We start from the raw sequence: 22,135 nt of genomic DNA on the forward strand, positions 1-22,135 counted from the left end.
ATAGTCGGACGACGGTCGCCGTAGGATCTCTCCGGGGCTGCAAGAGGCCCCGTCGAGTCAACCGCGATGCCACGGCACACCTTCGGGCTGCCGGCCGCGGCAGCTGCTCCACTTGCGGTGACAGCAGCCTCTGCCCGGCACATCCGACAGGGAAGCAGCACAACCCCGGACGAGACCCGACCCGCGACCACGCGGCACAAGGCCCACGCCGGAGCGTTCTGCCCCACCATCGGACGTCACGTGAATTACGTGATGACTCTCAGGCCTTGCGCAGCGCGCAGAGCGTGTCGATGCGGTTCGTGGTGATCGAGTCGACGCCCAGGTCGATCAGGCGGCGCATCGAGCGGCGCGTGTCCGGGGTCCAGACGGACAGCAGCTGACCGCCGAGGTGAACCCGTTCGGCGAGGACCCGGTCCACCAGGGAGAAGCGGTAGTTGAGCCAGCGCGGCCGCACCGCCTCCAGCACGGCAGGGCGCGGCGGCGCCAGCGTCGTCCAGGTCAGGGCGATCTCGGCGGACGGGTCGGCCGCGCGGACGGCGAGCATCGCCTCGGCGCCGGCGCAGTAGTAGACGCGGTCCGCGGCACCGCACTGCTCGATCGTGTCGACGATCGTCCGGGCGGTGCGCCGGTCGACCCGCCCGGGCAGGTCGACCATCGCCCGGGCGCCGTCCGTCGCGGCGAGCGCCTCCGCCAGCGTCGGCACCCCGCCCTCCGTGAGCCCACGCACCTCGTCGGCGGACAGGGAGCGCAGCGGCCGGTCCTGCTCCCACAGCCGCTTCAGCGTCTCGTCGTGGAGCAGCACGGGTACGCCGTCACGGGTGAGCCGTACGTCGAACTCCACCGCGTCCGCGCCCCGGTCGAGCGCGGACCGCAGTGAGTCGATCGTGTTCTCGCGGAAAAGGTAGGGGTCGCCGCGGTGGGCCACGGCGGTCACGGTCTGCATGGTGCCCATGCTCTCAGGGGGCGAGCCACTGGGCGGTGTACGCGTCGATCTCGGCGGTGATCCGGGCCTTGCCGGCCGCGTCCAGGAAGGAGGCCCCGACCGCGTTCTTGGCGAGGTCGGCCAGACCCCGCTCGTCGAGATCCAGGAGGCGGGCGGCGACCGCGTACTCGTTGTTCAGGTCGGTGCCGAACATCGGCGGGTCGTCCGAGTTGATCGTGACCACGACTCCGGCACCGACGAACTCCCTTATCGGGTGCTCCTCGAGAGTGCGCACGGCGCGGGTGGCGATGTTGGAGGTCGGGCAGACCTCCAGCGGGATGCGGTGCTCGGCGAGGTGCGCGAGCAGCTTCGGGTCCTGCGCGGAGCTGGTGCCGTGCCCGATGCGCTCGGCGCGCAGGTCGTTCAGCGCGTCCCACACCGTCTCCGGACCGGTCGTCTCACCGGCGTGCGGGACGGAGCGCAGCCCGGCGGCGACGGCCCGGTCGAAGTAGGGCTTGAACTGCGGCCGGGGCACGCCGATCTCGGGTCCGCCGAGGCCGAACGAGACCAGGCCCTCCGGACGGATCCGGTCGTCGGTGGCGAGCCGTGCCGTCTCCTCAGCCGCCGTCAGCCCGGCCTCGCCGGGGATGTCGAAGCACCAGCGCAGCACGGTCCCGAACTCCGCCTCGGCCGCCTTCCGCGCGTCCTCGATCGCGTCCATGAACGCGCGCTCGTCGATGCCGCGCCGGGTGGAGGAGTACGGCGTGATGGTCAGCTCGGCGTAGCGCACCTGCTGCCGGGCCAGGTCGCGCGCCACCTCGTACGTCAGCAGCCGTACGTCCTCCGGGGTGCGGATGAGGTCGACGACGGACAGGTACACCTCGATGAAGTGGGCGAAGTCCGTGAACGTGAAGTAGTCGGCCAGGGCCTCGGGGTCGGTGGGGACCTTGGAGTCGGGGTGACGGGCGGCCAGTTCGGAGACGATCCGGGGGGAGGCGGAGCCGACGTGGTGGACGTGCAGTTCGGCCTTGGGCAGTCCGGCGATGAAGGGGTGCGGATCGCGGGCGGCGAAGTCGGTCAAGGGTTCCTCCCCGGAACGGCGCCGGCGGACCGGAGTCCGGGCGCGGGTGATCGGCTGATCGGTGAGTCGGCAGTCATCGTAGGCCGCACCCGGACCGGCGTCGGCGTCGGCTTCCGATCTGCGTCGGCTGCGGTCCGGGGAGTCGCCGCTGTCCCGGACGGAGAGGCCTGGCGAGGACGCTTTACGATGGCGTGACGGTCGATGGAGGGGGATGGGGACGTGACGGATCAGACGCAGCCACCGGGTGGCAGCGGGGGAGCGGGCTTCGATCCGTGGGCGGCCCCCGAGGACAAGCCGTCGCTGCAGAAGTCCCCGCAGCCGGGGTGGCAGCCCGCTCCGCAGGACCAGCCGTCGGCCACCGTGTGGCAGCCTCCGGCGCAGGACCAGCAGATCCCGACGCAGCAGCCTCCCTCCGTGCACGATCAGGCGACCATGGCGGCCATGCCGTCCCCCGGCTTCGGCCCGCCGGCCGGGACCCCGCCCCAGGGACAGGCGCCCGTCCAGGGCTGGGCCGAGGGCGCGGTGCCGCCCCCGCCGATAGGCCCCGCCGGCCCCGGCACACCGGGACCCGGCGGATACGGCTACCCCGCCTACCCGCAGGGCTACGGCTGGCCGGGGATGCCGATGGCGCCGCAGAACGGCATGGGCACCGCGGCGATGGTCCTCGGCATCCTGTCCATCTGCCTGTTCTGCCTCTACGGCGTGGTCTCCGTGGTGCTCGGTGTCATCGCCGTGATCCTCGGCGTCAAGGGAAAGAAGCGGGCCGAGCGCGGCGAGGCCACCAACCGCGGCCAGGCCCAGGCGGGCCTCGTCACCGGCATCATCGGAATCGTCGTCGGTCTCGCCGCGATCGCCCTGATCGTCTTCAGCATCGTGTACGCCGTCCGGCACGGCGACGACACCTCGGACTACGACGACCCCTACTACAACTCGGCACCCAGCATCTCGACCCCGCTGCCCGCACAGGACTGACGGGGACGGCGCGGGCCTCCGACCGGTGCGGAGGGCGGCCCGCGCCTTCGGCCGACGCGGCCCCCGGTTCGCCCCCCCGTCTCAGCCCTCCCGCAATCGCCGCCGCGCTTCCATCAGTGCGAACCCCAGCAGGTTCAGCCCCCGCCACCGCTCGGGTGTCTCCGCCGCGTCGTCGTCCACCGCGAGGCCTATGCCCCACACGCGGTCGACCGGGCTCGCCTCGACCAGGACGCGCTCGCCCGTGTTCAGCAGGAACTCACGCAACCCGGCGTGCGCCGCGAACTTGTGGAAGCTGCCCTCCGCGACGATCCCGAAGCGCTCCCGCTCCCACACCGCGTTGTCGAAGCCGCGCACCAGACGCCCCGCCTTCTTCGCCTCGGCGGGATGACCGGAGGCGAGCACGCGGCGCTCCCCCTCCGCGTCCCCGAAGAGCCGCGCCTTTCCGGCCATCATCCAGTGCTCCGCCGTCGCGTACTCCACCCCGTCGACCGTGAACGGCGACGGCCACCACTGGCTGAGACAGCTCGCCCCGACCCGTCCGTCGGGCCGCGGCCGGTGCCCCCAGAAGTGCAGATACCTGACGCGCTCCCCCGCGTGGACCTCCCTGATCAGGGACTCCACCGAATCGATCTTCCCCATGCACGCCAGTGTCGCAGTCACCACTGACACTCCGTCCTCCCTTTTCCGCGCCGACTCGACACCTGGTCGACAGATTCCGTCGCGTAACCAAAAGGCAACAACGGAATCACTTGTTGGAGTCCCTTGGCTCTGTCAGGATCGGCACTCAAATCGAGCTGGAGCCACGCCACCCGCCCCCCGGACGGGACGCACGGCGGAGGAGAGCGACATGCACAACCCGGGCACCGCCACCCCGGAACGATTCCCGGCGCAGGAGCGCTTCGCGGGCGGCGCGCAGTACATCGCCGGACGCCTGGTCAAGGGCACCTCCGGCCGCACCCATGCCGTGATCGACCCGGCCACCGGCGAGGACGTGTTCACGTACGAGCTGGCCGGCCCGGACGACGTGGACGCGGCCGTCGCCGCCGCTCGCGCCGCCTTCCCGGGCTGGTCCGCCACCACCCCCGGCGAGCGCTCGGACGCGCTGCACCGGTTCGCCGCCGTCCTCGCCGACCGCGCCGAGGACTTCGCCCGCGCCGAGTCCCTCCAGTGCGGCAAGCCGCTGAAGCTCACGCGCGAGTTCGACGTCCCGGGGACGATCGACAACACCGCGTTCTTCGCCGGCGCCGCACGGCATCTGCAGGGGCAGTCCGCCGGTGAGTACTCCGGGGACCACACGTCGTACGTCCGCCGTGAGCCGATCGGTGTCGTCGGGTCAATCGCCCCCTGGAACTATCCCCTCCAGATGGCCGCCTGGAAGATCCTCCCGGCGATCGCCGCGGGCAACACCATCGTGCTGAAGCCCGCCGAGCTGACCCCGCTCACCTCGCTCCTGTTCGCCGAGGCGGCCACGGACGCGGGCATCCCGGACGGGGTGATCAACATCGTCACCGGCACCGGAAGGGAGGCCGGTGAGCATCTCGTCGGCCACCCCGATGTCGCCATGACCTCCTTCACCGGCTCCACTGCCGTAGGCAGGCGCGTCGCCGAGATCGCCACCGCCACCGTCAAGCGCCTCCACCTGGAACTTGGCGGCAAGGCGCCCTTCGTGGTCTTCGACGACGCCGACCTGGAGGCGGCGGTCAACGGCGCGGTCGCGGGCGCGCTCATCAACACCGGGCAGGACTGCACGGCCGCCACGCGCGCGTACGTGCAACGTCCGCTCTATGAGGCGTTCGTCGAGAAGACGGCCGCCCTCATGGCCACGGTCCGGCTCGGCGACCCGTTCGCCCCCGGCACCGACCTCGGTCCCCTGATCTCCCACGTCCAGCGCGACCGGGTCGCCGCCTTCGTCGACCGTGCGCGTGCCTACGCGCGCGTGGTGACCGGCGGCGAGGCCCCACAGGAGGAGCTCAAGAACGGCGCGTACTATCGGCCCACCCTCATCGCCGACGCGCCCCGGGACAGCGAGGTCGTCCAGTCCGAGATCTTCGGTCCGGTGCTGGTCGTCCTGCCGTTCGACAGTGATGACGAGGGCATCCAGCTGGCCAACGACACCCCGTATGGTTTGGCTGCCTCCGCGTGGAGCCGGGACGTCTACCGGGCGAACCGTGCCACCCGGGAGATCAAGGCGGGATGTGTATGGATCAACGACCACATCCCGATCATCAGCGAGATGCCGCACGGCGGTTTTCAGCAGTCCGGCTTCGGCAAGGACATGTCTGCTTACTCCTTCGAGGAGTACACGCAGGTCAAGCACGTCATGTTCGACAACACGGCGGTCGCCCGGAAGGACTGGCACCGCACGATCTTCGGGGACCGATAGCAGGCAGGCCGCCGGACGTGCGGCCGAACCTCCCGAAAGGGCACCACGCGCATGGAGCAGTACGAGCCCGACCGCCTGACCCCGGCCCAAGTGGCCGCCGTGCGGCGCAGCTTCCGCAATGGGCGGGCCTCCCTCACCCGCCGATCCCTGCTGCGCGCCTCAGCAGGTGGCGCGCTCGCGGTCGGCGGACTCGGGGCGCTGAGCGGATGCGGGATCCCCGCGGCCGGCAAGAGCCAGGGCGGCACGTCCGCGCAGGACCACTCGGCCAAGGAGAAGATCGTCAACTTCTCCAACTGGACCGAGTACATCGACGTCGACGACAGCGGCAAGCACCACCCCACGCTCGAGACGTTCCGCGGGCAGACCGGCATCACGGTCAAGTACACCGAGGACATCAACGACAACAACGAGTTCTTCGGCAAGATCAAGCCGCAGCTTGCCGCGGGCCAGGACACCGGCCGCGACCTGATCGTCCTCACCGACTGGCTGGCCGCCCGGCTGATCCGCCTTGGGTGGGTCCAGAAGCTGGACGCGTCGAACCTCCCGCACGCCTTCGCCAACTTGTCGGATCAGTTCCGCGCCCCCGACTGGGATCCCGGTCGGGCCTACTCGTACCCCTGGCAGGGCGTATCGACCATCATCGCCTTCAACAAGAAGGCGCTCGACGGCATCGAGGTCAAGTCGGTATCCGACCTCCTCGACAACCCCAAGCTCAAGGGGCGCGTGGGTTTCCTGTCGGAGATGCGTGACAGCATCGGCATGACCCTGCTCGACATGGGCAAGGACCCGGCGAAGTTCACCGACGGCGACTTCGACGCGGTGATCGCCCGTCTGCAGAAAGCCGTCGACAAGGGGCAGATCCGCCGTTTCACCGGCAACGACTACACGTCCGACCTCACCAAGGGCGACCTGGCGGCCTGTGTGGCCTGGGGCGGTGACATCGTCCAGCTCCAGGCCGACAGCCCGGACGTCGACTACGTCATACCGGACAGCGGCTACATGACGGCGACCGACAACATGCTGATCCCGAACGGGGCCCGTCACAAGGCGAACGCCGAGCGGCTCATCGACTTCTACTACGAGCCCGACCAGGCCGCCGCGCTCGCCGGCTACGTCAACTACGTGAGTCCGGTCGACGGCGTGCGGCCCTACCTCGAGAAGATCGACAAGGACGCGGCGAACAACCCGCTGATCCTTCCCGACAAGGCCATGGCCGCGAAGTCCCACGCCTTCCGCTCGCTGAGCCAGAAGGAAGAGACGGCCTACGAAGAGAAGTTCGCGAAGCTCACAGGGGCGTGACGATGATGACGACAGACAGCAGCGGCGACGTCCGCCTCTCCGGGATCGGCAAGACCTACGGTTCCTTCACCGCCGTACACCCGCTCGACCTGACCGTGCCGCAGGGCTCGTTCTTCGCCCTGCTCGGCGCCTCCGGCTGCGGCAAGACCACCACCCTGCGCATGATCGCAGGTCTGGAGGAACCGTCCTCCGGCACCGTGCACCTCGGCGACCAGGACGTGACCCATCTGCCGCCGTACAAGCGGCCGGTGAACACGGTCTTCCAGTCGTACGCCCTCTTCCCGCACCTCGACATCTTCGAGAACGTCGCCTTCGGACTGCGCCGGCGCGGCATCAAGTCGGTGAAGAAGCAGGTCGACGAAATGCTGGAGCTGGTCCAGCTCGGCGAGCAGGCGCGCAAGAAGCCGCACCAGCTCTCCGGTGGCCAGCAGCAGCGCGTCGCCGTCGCCCGAGCACTGATCAACCACCCCAAGGTGCTCCTCCTCGACGAGCCCCTCGGCGCCCTCGACCTCAAGCTGCGCCGTCAGATGCAGCTGGAGCTCAAGCGCATCCAGACCGAGGTCGGCATCACCTTCATCCATGTCACGCACGACCAGGAGGAGGCCATGACCATGGCCGACACGGTCGCCGTGATGAACGCGGGCCGTGTCGAGCAGCTCGGCTCGCCCACCGACCTCTACGAGAACCCGCAGACCACGTTCGTCGCCAACTTCCTCGGCACCTCCAACCTGATCGAGGCCGAGGTGGACAGCAAGACCGGCGGCGAGATCGTCGTACGGGCCGGCGGCGGCAAGCTGCTGCTGCCCGAGGCGCGATGTTCCGCGTCGACCACGACCGGTGGCAAGGTGCTGGTCGGTGTCCGCCCCGAGAAGATCTCCCTCGCCCACGCCGACGACGCGGGCGAGATATCCGAGGCCCGCAACCGCATCACCGGCAAGATCGTGGACTCCAGTTTCATCGGCGTCTCCACGCAGTACGTCGTCGACAGCCCGGCCTGCCCCGGGTTCGAGGTCTACGCCCAGAACATCGACCGCGACCCCCGGCTCGTGCCCGGTGCCGAGGTCGTCCTGCACTGGAGCCCAGCCCACACCTTCGGGCTCGACGCGGCCCAGGACATCGACGCCGGGGTGGAGACCGTCGAGGAAGAGGCCGCGTAGACATGTCGACCCTCACCGAGGCGCCCCCGCCTCTCGCGCCCGCCGCGCCGGAGAAGAAGCCACCGCGCAAGCGCGGCCGGTTCACGCCGTACTGGCTGCTGCTGCCCGGCATCCTGTGGCTGCTGGTCTTCTTCGCGCTGCCGATGCTCTACCAGGCGTCCACGTCAGTGCAGACGGGTTCCCTGGAGCAGGGGTACAAGGTCACCTGGCACTTCGCGACCTACTGGGACGCGCTGAGCGAGTACTGGCCGCAGTTCCTGCGCTCGGTCCTGTACGCGGCCGCCGCGGCCGTGCTGTGTCTGCTGCTCGGCTACCCGCTGGCGTATCTGATCGCCTTCCGCGCGGGCCGCTGGCGCAACCTGATCATGATCCTGGTGATCGCGCCGTTCTTCACCAGCTTCCTGATCCGCACCCTGGCCTGGAAGACGATCCTCGCGGACAGCGGACCGGTCGTCAGCACCCTCAACACGCTGCATGTCCTCGACGTCACCAACTGGCTCGGCTGGACAGCGGGCGACCGCGTCCTGGCCACACCGCTCGCGGTGGTGTGCGGACTGACGTACAACTTCCTGCCGTTCATGGTCCTGCCGCTGTACACCTCGCTCGAGCGCATCGACGGACGGCTGCACGAGGCGGCGGGCGACCTGTACGCCAAGCCGTTCACCACCTTCCGCAAGGTGACGTTCCCGCTCTCGATGCCGGGCGTGGTCTCCGGCACGCTGCTGACCTTCATCCCGGCCGCCGGCGACTACGTGAACGCCGAACTCCTCGGCTCCACCGACACGAGAATGATCGGTAACGTCATCCAGACGCAGTTCCTGCGCATTCTCGACTATCCGACGGCGGCGGCCCTCTCCTTCATTCTCATGGCCGCGATCCTGTTCATGGTCACCTTCTACATCCGCAGGTCCGGGACGGAGGATCTGGTCTAAATGCCCTTCGTCAACTGGCTCAAGCGCCATCTCGTCGTCATCGCAGGTCTCGTGACCCTCGGGTATCTCCTGCTGCCGAACGTCATCGTGACGGTGTTCTCCTTCAACAAGCCGAAGGGACGCTTCAACTACGAGTGGCAGCAGTTCTCCACGGACGCCTGGAAGGACCCGTGCGGCGTCGCCGACATGTGCGGCTCGCTGTCCCTCAGCCTCCAGATCGCCGTGTGGGCGACGGTCGGTGCCACCGTGCTCGGCACGATGATCGCCTTCGCGCTGGTCCGCTACCGCTTCCGGGCGCGGGGCGCCGTCAACTCGCTGATCTTCCTGCCCATGGCCATGCCCGAGGTCGTCATGGCGGCCTCGCTGCTCACCCTGTTCCTCAACATGGGTGCCCAACTCGGCTTCTGGACGATCCTGATCGCGCACATCATGTTCTGCCTCAGTTTCGTCGTCACTGCGGTCAAGGCACGCGTGATGTCGATGGACCCGCGACTGGAGGAGGCGGCCCGCGACCTGTACGCCGGGCCCGTGCAGACCTTCGTCCGGGTCACCCTGCCCATCGCGGCACCCGGAATCGCCGCGGGCGCGCTGCTGTCCTTCGCGCTCTCCTTCGACGATTTCATCATCACCAATTTCAACGCGGGCTCGACCGTCACCTTCCCCATGTTCGTCTGGGGCTCGGCACAGCGCGGAACGCCCGTTCAGATCAATGTCATCGGCACGGCCATGTTCCTTGTCGCCGTACTGTTCGTCCTGTTCTCCATGGTCGTCAGCAATCGACGCACCAGGCAAAAGGCATGACCGCTCTGTAGGGAGTTGAAATCATGGCCCCGAGCGCCATGAGCCGTAAGAACGATTGGACCAAGTCTCTTTCGGAAGCACAGCCGGTGCCCTACTGGCTGGAGGACCCCGGCAAGCCCCACCCCGAGCCCGCCCTGACCGGCACCGAGACCTGCGACCTGCTGGTCGTCGGCGGCGGCTACAGCGGACTGTGGACCGCGCTGAACGCCAAGGAGCGCGATCCGCGGCGGGACGTGGTGCTGCTGGAGGGCCGCGAGGTGGGCTGGGCCGCCTCGGGCCGCAACGGCGGCTTCTGCGCCGCCTCCCTCACGCACGGACTGGCCAACGGCCTGGCCCGCTGGCCGGACGAGATCCACAAGCTGGAGGAGTTGGGCGCCCGCAATCTCGACGAGATCGAGAAGGCGGTCGCCCGGCACTCCCTCGACTGCGACTTCGAGCGCACCGGCGAGATCGATGTCGCGACCGAGACGTACCAGGCGTGGGAACTGCGCGACTGGCACCGGGAACTTCAGGACAAGGGCCTCGCGGACGGCATCGACTTCCTGGACGCCGAAGCGGTTCGGGAACAAGTCGACTCACCGACTTTCGAGGCGGGCCTGTGGGACCGCAGGGGCGTCGCGATGGTCCACCCGGCCAAACTCGCATGGGGTCTGAAACGCGCGTGCCTCGCGCTCGGCGTCCGCATCCACGAGCACACGCCCGCCCTGACGCTGAAGCCGTACGGCGCCGGCATGGCCGTCCGCACACCGTACGGCGCGGTCCGCTCCCGCCAGGTCGCGCTCGGCACGAACATCTTCCCGAACCTGCTCAAGCGCGTGCGCGCGTACACCGTCCCGGTCTACGACTACGCCCTGATGACCGAGCCCCTGACGGCGGAGCAGCTGGCGTCGATCGGCTGGCAGAACCGCCAGGGCCTGGGTGACAGCGCCAACCAGTTCCACTACTTCCGTCTGTCCGCCGACAACCGCATCCTGTGGGGCGGGTACGACGCGATCTACCCGTACGGCGGCCGGGTGCGCCGGGAGTACGACGACCGCCCGGAGACGTACGCCAAGCTCGCCGGGCACTTCTTCACCTGCTTCGCGCAGTTGGAGGGAGTGCGCTTCACGCACGCGTGGGGCGGCGCGATCGACACCTGCTCCCGCTTCTCGGCGTTCTTCGGCACCGCCCACCAGGGCAAGGTGGCGTACGCGGCGGGCTACACGGGCCTCGGCGTGGGCGCGACCCGCTTCGGCGCGGACGTGATGCTGGACCTGCTGGCGGGGGAGCGGACCGAGCGCACGGAGCTGGAGATGGTCCGCAAGAAGCCTCTCCCGTTCCCGCCGGAGCCCTTGGCCTGGACGGGCATCGCCCTCACGAAGTGGTCCCTGGCCCGAGCGGACGCCCACGCCGGCCGCCGCAATCTGTGGCTGAGGACGATGGACAAGCTGGGGCTGGGCTTCGACAGCTGAACCGTCCGTAGGCCGTCGATGGGCGAATGTGGTCCAGGTCACTTCGGTGAGTTGACGGAACCCGCGCAATGCCTGGCCGAAGGGCTTCTCTTCCCTGTGACGCGGCCGCGTCCATGGACAACGGGGAGGTCTGTACATGGCTGGAGCGAAGACGGCGGTCGAATGGCCGCCATCCGTCGCACCGGACCCCGAGGCCTGCCGCTGGGACTGGGAGCGCAACCCCCACGGGGTCGCGCTCCTGCCCGCCGGCCAGGCCCGGGACGCACTCATCCTGCCGGGCGAACTCGGCTGTCCGACCCTCGACGTGCTCATCCGCGTCCTCGGCCGCCCGGGCCCCGTGCTGGTCGGTTTCGGGGACGACCGGGTGGGCTTCTTCGTGCCGCCGGGCACCGCGTCCCGCTGGCTCGGCACCGGCATCCGTACCGCCGGACGCGGCACCTGGATCGTCGTGCCGCACCCGGGCCGCTCGAGCCGCGGCGTGCGCCGGCTGGTGGCGCCCGACGGCTCCGGCACCCTCACCGATCCGGCGCTGCTGGAACTGGCGATGCACGAGGCGGCGGCAGGTCCGGCCACGGATGACGACGGGTAGCGGGGCCGAAGGCCCCGGCCGCCGCCGGGGGTCTTGACAACAGGATTGGTCTGGACCAAGTTGAGCGCGCTCCACACTCCGATTCCCCCACCCCGGGAGGCACTTGTGGACCGCACGAGACCCTGCGCCAGATCCGTCCTCGCCGTACTCACGGCCGCGCTCCTGGCCGTGCCCGGTATCGCCGCGCTGTCGTCGGCCGCCCGTGCGGCCGACGCCGACCTCGCCAGGAACGGCGGCTTCGAGTCCGGCCTCGACGGCTGGAACTGCTCGGCGGGCAGCGGTACGACCGTCACCTCACCGGTGCGCAGCGGCGGTTCGGCGCTCCGGGCGACCCCGGCCGGCAGCGACAACGCCCAGTGCACCCAGACCGTGACCGTCAAACCCGACTCGCAGTACACGCTGTCCGGTTACGTCCGTGGCTCCTACGTCTACCTCGGCGCGAGCGGCACCGGTACGACCGACGTCTCCACCTGGACCCAGTCCGCCCCCGACTGGCAGCAGCTCACCACGACCTTCCGCACCGGCCCGTCCACCACCAGGGTCACGATCTACACGCACGGCTGGTACGGCACCGGCGCCTACAACGCCGACGACATCTCCCTCATCGGCCCGGGCGGCGAGGCCGGCCTGCCACCCGCCGCGCCGACCGGCCTGAAGACCGGCACCATCACCTCCTCGAGCGTCGCCCTGTCCTGGACGGCAGTCACCGGCGCGACCGGCTACGCCGTCTACCGGGACGGGGCCAAGGTCCAGACGGTGAGCGGGACTTCGGCGACCGTCACCGGACTCTCGCCGTCGACGGCATACGCCTTCCAGGTCACCGCGAGCAACGACGCGGGCGAGTCCGCCAAGTCGGCGACGGTCACCGCGACGACGTCCCCCTCGGGCGGCGATGGCGGTGGTGGCGGGGATCTGCCCACCCACGCCCTCGTCGGCTACCTCCACGCCACCTTCGCCAACGGCTCCGGCTACACGCGCCTGGCCGACGTCCCCGACAACTGGGACGTCATCGACCTGGCCTTCGGCGAGCCGACCTCGGCGACCTCCGGCGACATCCGGTTCAACCGCTGCCCGGTGTCCGAGTGCCCGGCCGTCGAGTCCGACGCCGACTTCAAGGCGGCGATCAAGGCCGACCAGGCGGCCGGCAAGAAGGTGCTGATCTCCATCGGCGGTGCCAACGGCCAGGTCCAGCTCACCACCACGGCGGCCCGCGACACCTTCGTCTCCTCGGTCTCGAACATCATCGACACCTACGGCCTCGACGGCCTCGATATCGACTTCGAGGGCCACTCCCTCTCGCTGAACGCGAACGACACCGACTTCAAGAACCCCACCACACCGGTGGTCGTCAACCTGATATCGGCCCTGAAAAGCCTGAAGGCGAAGTACGGCGCGAAGTTCGTGCTGTCGATGGCGCCCGAGACCTTCTTCGTGCAGATGGGCTACCAGTTCTACGGCACCGGCCAGTGGGGCGGCCAGGACCCGCGCTGTGGCGCGTACCTCCCGGTGATCTACGCCCTGCGCGACGACCTCACCCTGCTCCACGTCCAGGACTACAACTCGGGCCCGATCATGGGCCTCGACAACCAGTACCACTCCATGGGCGGCGCCGGCTTCCACATCGCCATGACCGACATGCTCCTGACCGGCTTCCCGGTCGCCGGCAACGCCGGCAACATGTTCCCGCCGCTGCGCCCGGACCAGATCGCCATCGGCATGCCCGCCTCGACGAACGCGGGCAACGGCTACGTCACGCCCTCCGAGGTCGACAAGGCCCTGGACTGCCTGACGAAGAAGACGAACTGCGGCTCGTACAGCACCCACGGCACCTGGCCCGCCCTGCGCGGCCTGATGACGTGGTCGGTCAACTGGGACCGGTTCGGGAACTGGGAGTTCCAGCGGAACTTCGACGCGTACTTCGGCTGACCGGCGCCGTACTTCGGCTGATCACCAGCACGAGCCCGGTCAGCAGCACCGTGCACAGGCACCAACTGGCTACGATGTCCAGTGGCCAGTGGTAGCCGCGCCGGACCAGCCCGTAGCTCACGGCGAGCACGACGGCGGCGCAGCCCAGGGCCAGGGCGCGACGGGCCCACGCGGTGCGCAGCCAGGGGAGGAGGAGCAGCGTCGCGGCGCCGTACGTGACGACGGCCGTGGCCGTGTGCCCCGAGGGGAAGTAGCCGACCGACGGGGGCACGGCCGGGGTCCCCGGCCGTGCCGTCCAGTCCTTGAGGGGCACGACGAAGGCCGGGACCAGCGCCATGAGTACGGCCGCGGCAAGGGGCGGCAGCCACCACCGCTCCACGCCGGCACGCCCCCCCCGCACGGCGACGTACCCCAGCGCGAGAACGAGAACGGGAACGCCGGCCTGGACGTTGCCCAGGTCGGCGAGAAGCTCGGAGAAGCGGTCCGGGTGGATCAGGGCCCGGCTCACCCGCTCGTCCACGCGCACCAGCGGGCCGCCGGCCATCACCTGCCAGGTGATCAGCGTGAAGAGAAGGGCCGGGAGGCCCAGGAGAAGGAGAAGAAGGAAGGAGGTCGGCCGCCCCGGAACAGGGGGGGTAGTTCCGGGGCGGCCGACCGGATCGGATTGCCGCGCGCCCCGGGGGGTTTGGGGCGAGCGACGGTCCGATCGGTGAGGAGATCCGAGGCCGGAGGCCCCGGTATTGTGCGCGAGGGCACGACCAGGTCGAAGCTGGGGAGGCCCCGGCCTGAGATCGCCCACAGTCCCCTGTGAGCGGGGTGTATCTCTCATCTGGGTAGAACCTACGACAGGCCGCCGCGCTTGGGCAGACGGAATCGCGTCCCGTCATCCACCTCGCACACGTTCTTCACACGGCCTGCCGCAGGCATCACGTCAGATCCGCGCGAAGGCCTGCTCGATGATGTCGAGGCCCTCGTTGAGCAGGTCCTCGCCGATGACCAGCGGCGGCAGGAAGCGCAGCACGTTGCCGTACGTGCCACAGGTCAGCACCAGCAGACCCTCCTGGTGGCAGGCCTTGGCCAGCGCTCCGGTCGCCTCCGGGTTCGGCTCCTTGGTCGTACGGTCCTTGACCAGCTCGATGGCGATCATGGCGCCGCGGCCGCGGACGTCGCCGATGACGTCGAACTTCTCGGCCATGGCGGTGAGGCGGGCCTTCATGATCGCCTCGATGTTCTTCGCCTTGGCGTTGAGGTCCTGCTCCTTCATCGTCTCGATGGCGCCGAGCGCACCGGCACAGGCGACCGGGTTGCCGCCGTAGGTGCCGCCCAGGCCGCCCGCGTGCGCGGCGTCCATGATCTCGGCGCGACCGGTGACGGCGGCGAGCGGCAGACCGCCCGCGATGCCCTTGGCGGTGGTGATCAGGTCCGGGACGATGCCCTCGTCCTCGCAGGCGAACCACTGGCCGGTGCGGCAGAAGCCGGACTGGATCTCGTCGGCGACGAAGACGATGCCGTTGTCGGCGGCGTACTGGCGGATCGCCGGCAGGAAGCCCTTGGCCGGCTCGATGAAGCCGCCCTCACCGAGCACCGGCTCGATGATGATCGCGGCGATGTTGTCGGCGCCGACCTGCTTGGACATCTGGTCGATGGCCTGCGCGGCGGCCTCCGGGCCCGCGTTCTCGGGGCCGGTCGGCCAGCGGTAGGCGTAGGCGACCGGGACGCGGTAGACCTCGGGCGCGAAGGGACCGAAGCCGTGCTTGTACGGCATGTTCTTGGCGGTCAGCGCCATCGTCAGGTTCGTACGGCCGTGGTAGCCGTGGTCGAAGACGACGACGGCCTGGCGCTTGGTGTACGCACGCGCGATCTTGACGGCGTTCTCGACCGCCTCGGCGCCGGAGTTGAACAGCGCGGACTTCTTGGCGTGGTCACCCGGGGTCAGCTCGGCGAGCGCCTCGGCGACCGCCACGTAGCCCTCGTACGGGGTGACCATGAAACAGGTGTGGGTGAAGTCGGCGAGCTGCGCGGAGGCGCGGCGTACGACGGCCTCGGCGGAGGCGCCGACGCTGGTCACGGCGATGCCGGAACCGAAGTCGATGAGGCTGTTGCCGTCGACGTCCTCGATGACGCCGCCACCCGCGCGGGTGACGAACACCGGCAGCGTGGAGCCCACGCCCTGCGCGACCGCGGCGGTACGGCGGGCCTGCAGCTCCTGCGACTTCGGGCCGGGGATGGCGGTGACGACGCGGCGCTCCTGCGGAAGTGCGGTCATGAGGGGCTCCTGGGGGGTCTTACGGGCACGTGTCTTCTTTTCTTGCAGGCTAGGCCCGGGAACGGGGGGTGGGCATGCTCCATGTGGGCGTTGTCCGAGGGGCGCGGTTGTCCGCGGTGGACATAGCCAGGGTGATCGGGTTTCCGCCGGTCTGGAGGCCCCTGGTCCGTTTTCCTGGCCGTGTGAGCGGTGAACTCCCTTTGTAGGCACGTTAGATTGGCTCGCGGACGGTGCACGGAACGGCTGGTCAGGGGGCAAGGTCGATGGACGGCGACGGGACGAAGGACGCACGGGCCACACATGCGAACCCGGTCCCGCGAGCACGCTCCGCGGTTCCGCCGAAGCCCTCCGTACCGCCGGGGCTGCCTCCGCTGCCGGACGGTTCGGCGTTCCTGACCTGGCTTCGGACACGGCGGCCGGAGGCACTGCCGGGCGTGTGGCGGTTCGGGCACGTGCCGCGCCGGGACGAGGAGCCGGAGCAGATCCCGGCACGGCAGTTGCTGAGCGGGGCGGTCGTCGCCTTTCTCGTGGGGTGGCTGCTCTGGTCGCTGCTGTACAACAGCTACCTGGGCGACTGGTGGCTCGTACCGCTTCTCGCGTTGACTCCCGATGCGTGGAGGACGGGGTCGGGAGACGCGACCGCCTACAACATCGCCTCGCTGACGTACTACGCCGTGATCGCCGGCGGCATCATGATCACCGTCGGCCGCCTCGGCCGCTGGGCCGAGGTCTGGCGCCGTTACGGTCCGCCCGCCTGGCGCAAGGCCGTCCCCGCCCCGGAGCGGCCGCCCGCGCCCGAGCAGGACCCCGCCGTCTGGCCCCACCTCCGTGCCGCCGGTGCCGACGATGCCGCCGACCGGCTCGCCGCCGAGGCACGTGCCGGGCTGATGCGGGACGTCGACCACGCGCGGATCACCCGCGCCTGGCAGGGCGTGCGCAGCGGTCGGCACAGCCTCGCCTCGTTCCGGAGCGCCGTCGTCAAGGACGGGGCCGCCGCCTGTCCGCACCCCTCCGGTGTGCGCGACCTGCCGGGCCGGTTCGCCCGGCACGACCTGGTCACCGGGCAGGTGCGGCTCGGCACCACGGCCGACGACCCGCGCAACCCCTACGCCTACCGCGGCACCGGACTCGCCCTCGGCCCCGACCTGCTCGGCACCTCCCTGCTCGCCGTCGGCCCGGCCGGCTCCGGCAAGACCGCGACCGTCGTACAGCCGCTCGCCGAGTCGCTGTGCCTGCAGGCGCTCGCCGGGCGGGCCGGCGTCGTGGTGGTCGGCGCGGCGGGCGCCGGACTCGGACCGGCCGACGCCTACGACGTCGTCGTCCGCATCGCCCATCCCGACTCGGTGTACGACCTCGATCTGTACGGCGGCACCACCGACCCCGACGAGGCCGCCGTCATCCTCGCCGAGGCCCTTGTCGGCGACCTCGCCGACCCGCACCCCGGCAGCGACGGCCGCCGCTCCACCACCGTCCTCGCCCAGCTGCTCGGCCCGTTCCGCGCGGTCCACGACCGCTTCCCCTCCGTACCGGAACTGCGGCAGCTCCTCGACGGCACGCCCGGCCCGCTGGCCGCGCTGCGCAAGGCACTCCAGGACACCGGCCAGGAGTCGCTGCTGCGCGAACTCGACGCGCGCGAGCGGCAGATGGCCCACCCGGGGGATGTCGGGACGGTCCTCGCCGACCGGATCGCGCTGCTCGACCGGCCCGCCTTCGCGCGGTTCTTCGACACCTCGGGACAGTCGCGGCCGTTCTCGCTCAAGGCCCTCGACCACCCCGTACGGGTCCGCATCGACCTGCCCGCGCGCGGGCACGCGGACGCCTCGCGGATCCTGGCGCGGCTGGTGCTCGCCCAGTTCACGGCGAGCGTCGCGGTACGGGAGGACCGGTCGCTGTTCGCCTGTCTGCTGCTGGACGACGCGACCGGTCTGGTGACCCCGGAGTCGGTGCGGGGCATCCAGCGGCTGCGGTCGGCCAACGCCGGTGCCGTGCTCACACTGCGCACCCTGGACGACGTACCCCGGCCGCTGCGCGGTCCGCTGCTGGGCGCCGCAGGGTGCCGGATGGCCCTGTCCGGGCTCACACCGCGGGACGGGCAGGACTTCGCCGAGGTGTGGGGCAAGGAGTGGACCGAGACGCGTGACGTCACCGACCGGCAGATCATCGCCGAGACCCCGGCGGGCAAGGCCGTGCACGCGCTGCGCCGCGTGATCACCGGCAAGGCGCCCACCGCGCGGGCCGTGACCGTCCGGCAGGTCGAGCGGGAACGCTGGTCGGCGTCCGAGCTGGCGCACGGGGTGCCGCCGGGGCATGCGGTGCTGTCCCTGACGACCGTGAAGGGCGAGCACGCTCCGCCCCTGCTGGTGGACCTCGGGGACTGAACCGGTCCGACCGTCTGGAGATTGCGCCGCTCCGTCGTGTCCGGAGATCACCTCACCCCGGGACCGTACGGTGCGGCAGAATCGTCATAGGGTGTTCATACGCGGCGGCCAAAAGTCATGTATGGCGGCCCAACGATCACAATGATCACCCGATCTCCCCAGACTTGAAGGCCCCATGCCCCCGACGCTCGCCTCGCTCGTCCATCACTCCGCGCTCAAACTCACCGTGCGCGCGGGCGAGGACCGCCTCGACGTGCCCGTCCGCTGGGCACACGTCAGCGAGCTGGCCGACCCCGTGCCGTACATGGAGGGCGGGGAACTGCTCCTGATCACCGCGCTGAAGCTGGACGCGGAGGACCCGGAGGCGATGGCGCGCTATGTGAAACGGCTGGTCGGCGCCGGGGTGGTCGGGCTCGGCTTCGCTGTCGGCGTCAACTACGACGAGATCCCCAAGGCCCTCGTCGACGCGGCCGAGCAGGAGGGGCTGCCGCTGATCGAGGTGCCGCGCCGCACCCCCTTCCTCGCGATCAGCAAGGCCGTGTCCGCCGCGATCGCCGCCGACCAGTACCGGGCGGTGACCGCCGGGTTCGCCGCCCAGCGGGAACTGACCAGGCAGGCGCTGAACGCCGGGCCCGAGGGGCTGCTCGCCGCGCTCGCCACCCAGGTCGACGGCTGGGCCGCGCTGTACGACGCCTCGGGCGCCGTCGTCGCGACCGCGCCGGAGTGGGCGGGACGACGGGCGGCACGGCTGACCGCGGACGTGCAGCGGCTGCGCGACCGGCCCGCGCCCGCGTCCTCGGTGGTCGGTGGACCGGAGAACGAGGACCGCGTCGAGCTGCACTCCCTCGGCACCGGCCGCCGCCCGCGCGCGGCCCTCGCCGTCGGTACCGCCGCCGCCCTCGGCACAGCCGAGCGGTACGCCGTCCACTCCGCCATCGCCCTGCTCACCCTCACGACGGAACGCTCGCGCTCGCTGCACGAGGCCGAGCAGCGGGTCGGCGCCGCCGTGCTGCGCATGCTGCTCGCCGGGGAGCCGGACCACGCCCGGGCCGTCGCCGGGGACCTGTACGGCGGGCTGCTCGACGCGCCGTTCCGGATGATCGTCGCCGAGCCGGTGTCCGCGTCGGCCGCGCGGGCGCACGCGGACGCCCACGCGCGCGTACCGGCCGCCCGGCCGGGCCCGGCCGCCGCACTGGCCGCCGCCGACATGGGCGGCGACCGGCTGGGCGGGCTCGCGGAGAGCATGGAGTCCGCGGCCGCGCGCTCCGGCGAGGCCGTCCTCGTGGTGCCCGACGGGGAACGGCTGGTGGCGCTGGCCGGCGACGGGAGCGCCGCGGTGGCCGCCGCCGTGGAGTTCGCGGGCGCGCTCGAGGCGGCGCGCTCCGTGCCCGAGCAGAGCGCGGCGGACGAGGACGAACTGGTCGTCGGCGTCTCGGCGCCCGCCGGGCCGATCGCCGCGGCGGCCGCCTACAAGCAGGCCGAACAGGCGTTGTCGGTGGCGCGGCGGCGCGGGCGGGTGCTCGTCCAGCACGATCAGCTGGCGGCGGGCTCCGTGCTGCCGCTGCTCGCGGACGACGCGGTCAAGGCCTTCGCGGACGGACTGCTGAGGCCGCTGCACGAGCACGACGCCACCGGCCGCGGCGACCTCGTCGCCTCCCTGCGCGCCTGGCTCTCCCGGCACGGCCAGTGGGACGCGGCGGCCGCCGACCTGGGCGTCCACCGGCACACGCTCCGGTACCGGATGCGGCGCGTCGAGGAGATCATCGGCCGCTCCCTGGACGACCCGGACGTCCGCATGGAGCTGTGGCTGGCGCTGAAGGCGACGTCCACTGATTGACGGGGTGCCGGTGTTGCGACGTGCCCGGTGTTTTCGTTGCCGTCGACCGGGAGCTGCCGCCCCCGGACCCGCTTCGGCCTGAACGGCGTCGTCCTCGATCACCGGACGGGCTGGATGGTGCTGACCGGCGTCGCAAGGAGCCGCCGGACGGGCTGAATGTCGTCGGCCGGCACAGGGAGATCCCCAGCTAGGCCAAACCGGCGCACCCAGGCCCGCCACTACTCCTCCTCGGACAAACGCCCTTCGCCCGCCCCCGCCCTACCGTGGATGACGCCATCGACAGAACACCCCCAACGCGGAAGGGCCGGGACTCGCACATGACTTCCACCCACGCCTTCTGGCTCGCCGGCCGCCAGGTCACCGGCGAGGACACCTTCGACGTCACCTCCCCGTGGGACGGCCGGCTCGTCGGCAAGGTGAGCGTGCCGACCGACGCCCAGGTCGAGGAGGCCGTCGCCGCCGCGTACGCCGTGCGGGACGAGTTCGCCGCCACCCCGGCCCACGTCCGCGCCGCCGCCCTCGACCACGTCAGCAAGCGCCTGGTCGAGCGCACCGAGGAGATCGCCCAGCTGATCTCCGCCGAGAACGGCAAGCCGATCAAGTGGGCGCGCGGCGAGGTCGGCCGTGCCGTCTCCGTGTTCCGGTTCGCCGCCGAGGAGGCCCGCCGGTTCAACGGCGGCGAGGCCCAGCGGCTCGACACCGACGCGGGCGGCCAGGGCCGGCTCGCCCTCACCCGGCGCTTCCCGAAGGGCGTCGTGCTCGGTATCGCGCCGTTCAACTTCCCGCTGAACCTGTGCGCCCACAAGGTCGCCCCGGCCATCGCCGCCGGCGCGCCGATCATCCTCAAGCCCGCCCCGGCCACCCCGCTGTCCGGCCTGATCATCGGCGACCTGCTCGCCGAGACGGACCTGCCCGCCGGTTCCTGGAGCATCCTCCCGGTCGCCAACGACCGTATGCCCGCCCTGGTGCAGGACGAGCGCCTGCCGGTGATCTCCTTCACCGGTTCCGACAAGGTCGGCTACGCGATCATGGACTCGGTGCCGCGCAAGCACCTCACCCTGGAGCTAGGCGGCAACGGCGCCGCGGTCCTCCTCGGCGACTACGCCTCCGACGCCGACCTCGACTGGGCCGCGACCCGTATCGCGACCTTCTCCAACTACCAGGGCGGCCAGTCCTGCATCTCCGTGCAGCGCGTGATCGCCGACGCCTCGGTGTACGACCGGCTGCTGCCGCGCATCGTGGCCGCCGTCGAGGCCCAGGTCACCGGCGACCCGTCCGACGACAAGACGGACGTCGGCCCGCTGGTCAGCGAGGACGCCGCCAAGCGCGTCGAGTCGTGGGTCGACGAGGCCGTGGCCGCGGGCGCCGAGCTGCTCGCCGGCGGCAAGCGCGACGGCGCCTCCTACGCGCCGACCGTGCTCGTCGACGTGCCGGCCGACACGACCCTCGCCCGCGAGGAGGTCTTCGGACCCGTCCTGACCGTGCAGAAGGTGGACGGCGAGGGCGAGGCCTTCGCCGCCGTCAACTCCTCCAAGTACGGCCTCCAGGCGGGCGTGTTCACGCACGACGTCCAGGCGGCCTTCCGCGCGCACCGCGCGCTTGAGGTCGGCGGCGTCGTCATCGGCGACGTGCCGTCCTACCGCGCGGACCAGATGCCGTACGGCGGCGCCAAGCAGTCCGGCGTCGGCCGCGAGGGCGTCAAGTTCGCCATGGACGACTACACCTACGAGCGCGTGCTGGTCCTGACCGGCCTCGCCCTCTAGCCACGGGGACAGCCTCTTTCAGGGGCCCGGCACCGATGCCTTCCGGTGCCGGGCCTTTTCCCTCCGGAGGCGGGCGTCCCGGGCGACGGCGCGGTCGCCACCGGCCGCCGTCCAGGGACGGTTCGACCACACGCTCACCGGCCGCCTCCGTCACTCCGGTGCCGAAGTCGCAGTCCCGGGGGACACCATGGCCACACGCACGCTCGGCCGGGTCGCCGAGGCCCTGACCGCCCCCGCCCTCCCTCACCTCGCCACGGGCAGCCGCGCCCCGTCCCGCAGAAACAGCGGGATCCGCTCCAGCGGGCGTCGACCGTCACCGCCGTACCGCCCTCGTACGTCTCACCCGTCCACGCGTCCGTCCACCGGGCGCCCGCCGGG

17 protein-coding genes and 1 pseudogene are annotated in these 22,135 nt (G+C 70.9%); 12 read left to right on the top strand and 6 right to left on the bottom strand.

Features of this window, described 5'->3' with window-relative positions; translation table 11 throughout:
* Positions 1 to 259: 259 nt before the first annotated feature.
* On the bottom strand, positions 260 to 943 hold the full coding sequence (locus IEZ19_RS34995; protein WP_189315410.1) for a glycerophosphodiester phosphodiesterase: 684 nt from the start codon (positions 941 to 943) through the stop codon (positions 260 to 262).
* Between the two features lie 13 nt (positions 944 to 956).
* Positions 957 to 2,054, bottom strand: a complete 1,098-nt coding sequence (locus IEZ19_RS35000; protein ID WP_189315429.1) for an adenosine deaminase — start codon at positions 2,052 to 2,054, stop codon at positions 957 to 959.
* A gap of 168 nt (positions 2,055 to 2,222) precedes the next feature.
* Between IEZ19_RS35000 and IEZ19_RS35005 the strand changes: the two genes are divergently transcribed.
* The gene (locus IEZ19_RS35005) at positions 2,223 to 2,975 is read left to right on the top strand and encodes a DUF4190 domain-containing protein (RefSeq protein WP_229841191.1); all 753 of its coding nucleotides are present in this window, start codon (positions 2,223 to 2,225) and stop codon (positions 2,973 to 2,975) included.
* A gap of 81 nt (positions 2,976 to 3,056) precedes the next feature.
* Here IEZ19_RS35005 and ybiA read toward each other — a convergent pair whose 3' ends face one another.
* Positions 3,057 to 3,614, bottom strand: a complete 558-nt coding sequence (gene ybiA / locus IEZ19_RS35010; RefSeq protein ID WP_189315412.1) for a riboflavin biosynthesis intermediates N-glycosidase — start codon at positions 3,612 to 3,614, stop codon at positions 3,057 to 3,059.
* Positions 3,615 to 3,822: 208 nt separating this feature from the next.
* On the opposite strand from ybiA, the gene IEZ19_RS35015 reads away from it, so the two are divergent.
* From IEZ19_RS35015 to IEZ19_RS35050, 8 genes are all read left to right on the top strand, one after another.
* Positions 3,823 to 5,358, top strand: coding sequence for a gamma-aminobutyraldehyde dehydrogenase (locus IEZ19_RS35015; RefSeq protein ID WP_189315413.1), 1,536 nt, complete (start codon positions 3,823 to 3,825; stop codon positions 5,356 to 5,358).
* Between the two features lie 51 nt (positions 5,359 to 5,409).
* Positions 5,410 to 6,657: a polyamine ABC transporter substrate-binding protein gene (locus IEZ19_RS35020; protein WP_189315414.1), complete on the top strand. Its 1,248-nt coding sequence runs from the start codon at positions 5,410 to 5,412 to the stop codon at positions 6,655 to 6,657.
* Positions 6,658 to 6,662: 5 nt separating this feature from the next.
* Entirely contained in the window at positions 6,663 to 7,814 is a 1,152-nt protein-coding gene (locus tag IEZ19_RS35025; protein WP_189315430.1) for an ABC transporter ATP-binding protein, read from the top strand.
* 2 nt (positions 7,815 to 7,816) lie between these two features.
* Positions 7,817 to 8,746, top strand: coding sequence for an ABC transporter permease (locus tag IEZ19_RS35030; protein WP_189315415.1), 930 nt, complete (start codon positions 7,817 to 7,819; stop codon positions 8,744 to 8,746).
* Positions 8,747 to 9,547 (top strand): ABC transporter permease, encoded by an 801-nt coding sequence (locus tag IEZ19_RS35035; RefSeq protein WP_189315416.1) that lies wholly within the window; start codon positions 8,747 to 8,749, stop codon positions 9,545 to 9,547.
* A 23-nt stretch (positions 9,548 to 9,570) separates the two neighbouring features.
* Positions 9,571 to 10,998 carry an NAD(P)/FAD-dependent oxidoreductase gene (locus IEZ19_RS35040; protein WP_189315417.1) on the top strand — a complete coding sequence of 476 codons (1,428 nt, stop codon included), beginning with the start codon at positions 9,571 to 9,573 and terminating at the stop codon, positions 10,996 to 10,998.
* Between the two features lie 136 nt (positions 10,999 to 11,134).
* Positions 11,135 to 11,587, top strand: coding sequence for a hypothetical protein (locus IEZ19_RS35045; protein WP_189315418.1), 453 nt, complete (start codon positions 11,135 to 11,137; stop codon positions 11,585 to 11,587).
* Positions 11,588 to 11,692: 105 nt separating this feature from the next.
* Entirely contained in the window at positions 11,693 to 13,513 is a 1,821-nt protein-coding gene (locus IEZ19_RS35050) for a chitinase (RefSeq protein ID WP_189315419.1), read from the top strand.
* Here IEZ19_RS35050 and IEZ19_RS35055 read toward each other — a convergent pair.
* Entirely contained in the window at positions 13,452 to 14,312 is an 861-nt protein-coding gene (locus tag IEZ19_RS35055; protein ID WP_229841192.1) for a phosphatase PAP2 family protein, read from the bottom strand. The two genes, IEZ19_RS35050 and IEZ19_RS35055, sit on opposite strands and share 62 nt — an antisense overlap.
* 132 nt (positions 14,313 to 14,444) lie before the next feature.
* Entirely contained in the window at positions 14,445 to 15,779 is a 1,335-nt protein-coding gene (gene gabT / locus IEZ19_RS35060) for a 4-aminobutyrate--2-oxoglutarate transaminase (protein ID WP_189315421.1), read from the bottom strand.
* A 263-nt stretch (positions 15,780 to 16,042) separates the two neighbouring features.
* Between gabT and IEZ19_RS35065 the strand changes: the two genes are divergently transcribed.
* From IEZ19_RS35065 to IEZ19_RS35075, 3 genes are all read left to right on the top strand, one after another.
* The gene (locus IEZ19_RS35065) at positions 16,043 to 18,157 is read left to right on the top strand and encodes a type IV secretory system conjugative DNA transfer family protein (RefSeq protein WP_189315422.1); all 2,115 of its coding nucleotides are present in this window, start codon (positions 16,043 to 16,045) and stop codon (positions 18,155 to 18,157) included.
* A gap of 175 nt (positions 18,158 to 18,332) precedes the next feature.
* Positions 18,333 to 19,994 carry a PucR family transcriptional regulator gene (locus IEZ19_RS35070; RefSeq protein WP_189315423.1) on the top strand — a complete coding sequence of 554 codons (1,662 nt, stop codon included), beginning with the start codon at positions 18,333 to 18,335 and terminating at the stop codon, positions 19,992 to 19,994.
* 317 nt (positions 19,995 to 20,311) lie between these two features.
* Complete coding sequence (locus IEZ19_RS35075) at positions 20,312 to 21,757, top strand: aldehyde dehydrogenase family protein (protein WP_189315424.1); 1,446 nt, start codon at positions 20,312 to 20,314, stop codon at positions 21,755 to 21,757.
* A 243-nt stretch (positions 21,758 to 22,000) separates the two neighbouring features.
* Here IEZ19_RS35075 and IEZ19_RS54385 read toward each other — a convergent pair.
* A pseudogene (locus IEZ19_RS54385) lies at positions 22,001 to 22,134 on the bottom strand (glycoside hydrolase family 31 family protein); the annotation flags it as partial.
* Between the last annotated feature and the right edge of the window lies 1 nt (position 22,135).

This window comes from Streptomyces brasiliensis, assembly GCF_014647875.1.
Taxonomy (GTDB): Bacteria; Actinomycetota; Actinomycetes; order Streptomycetales; family Streptomycetaceae; genus Streptomyces; species Streptomyces brasiliensis.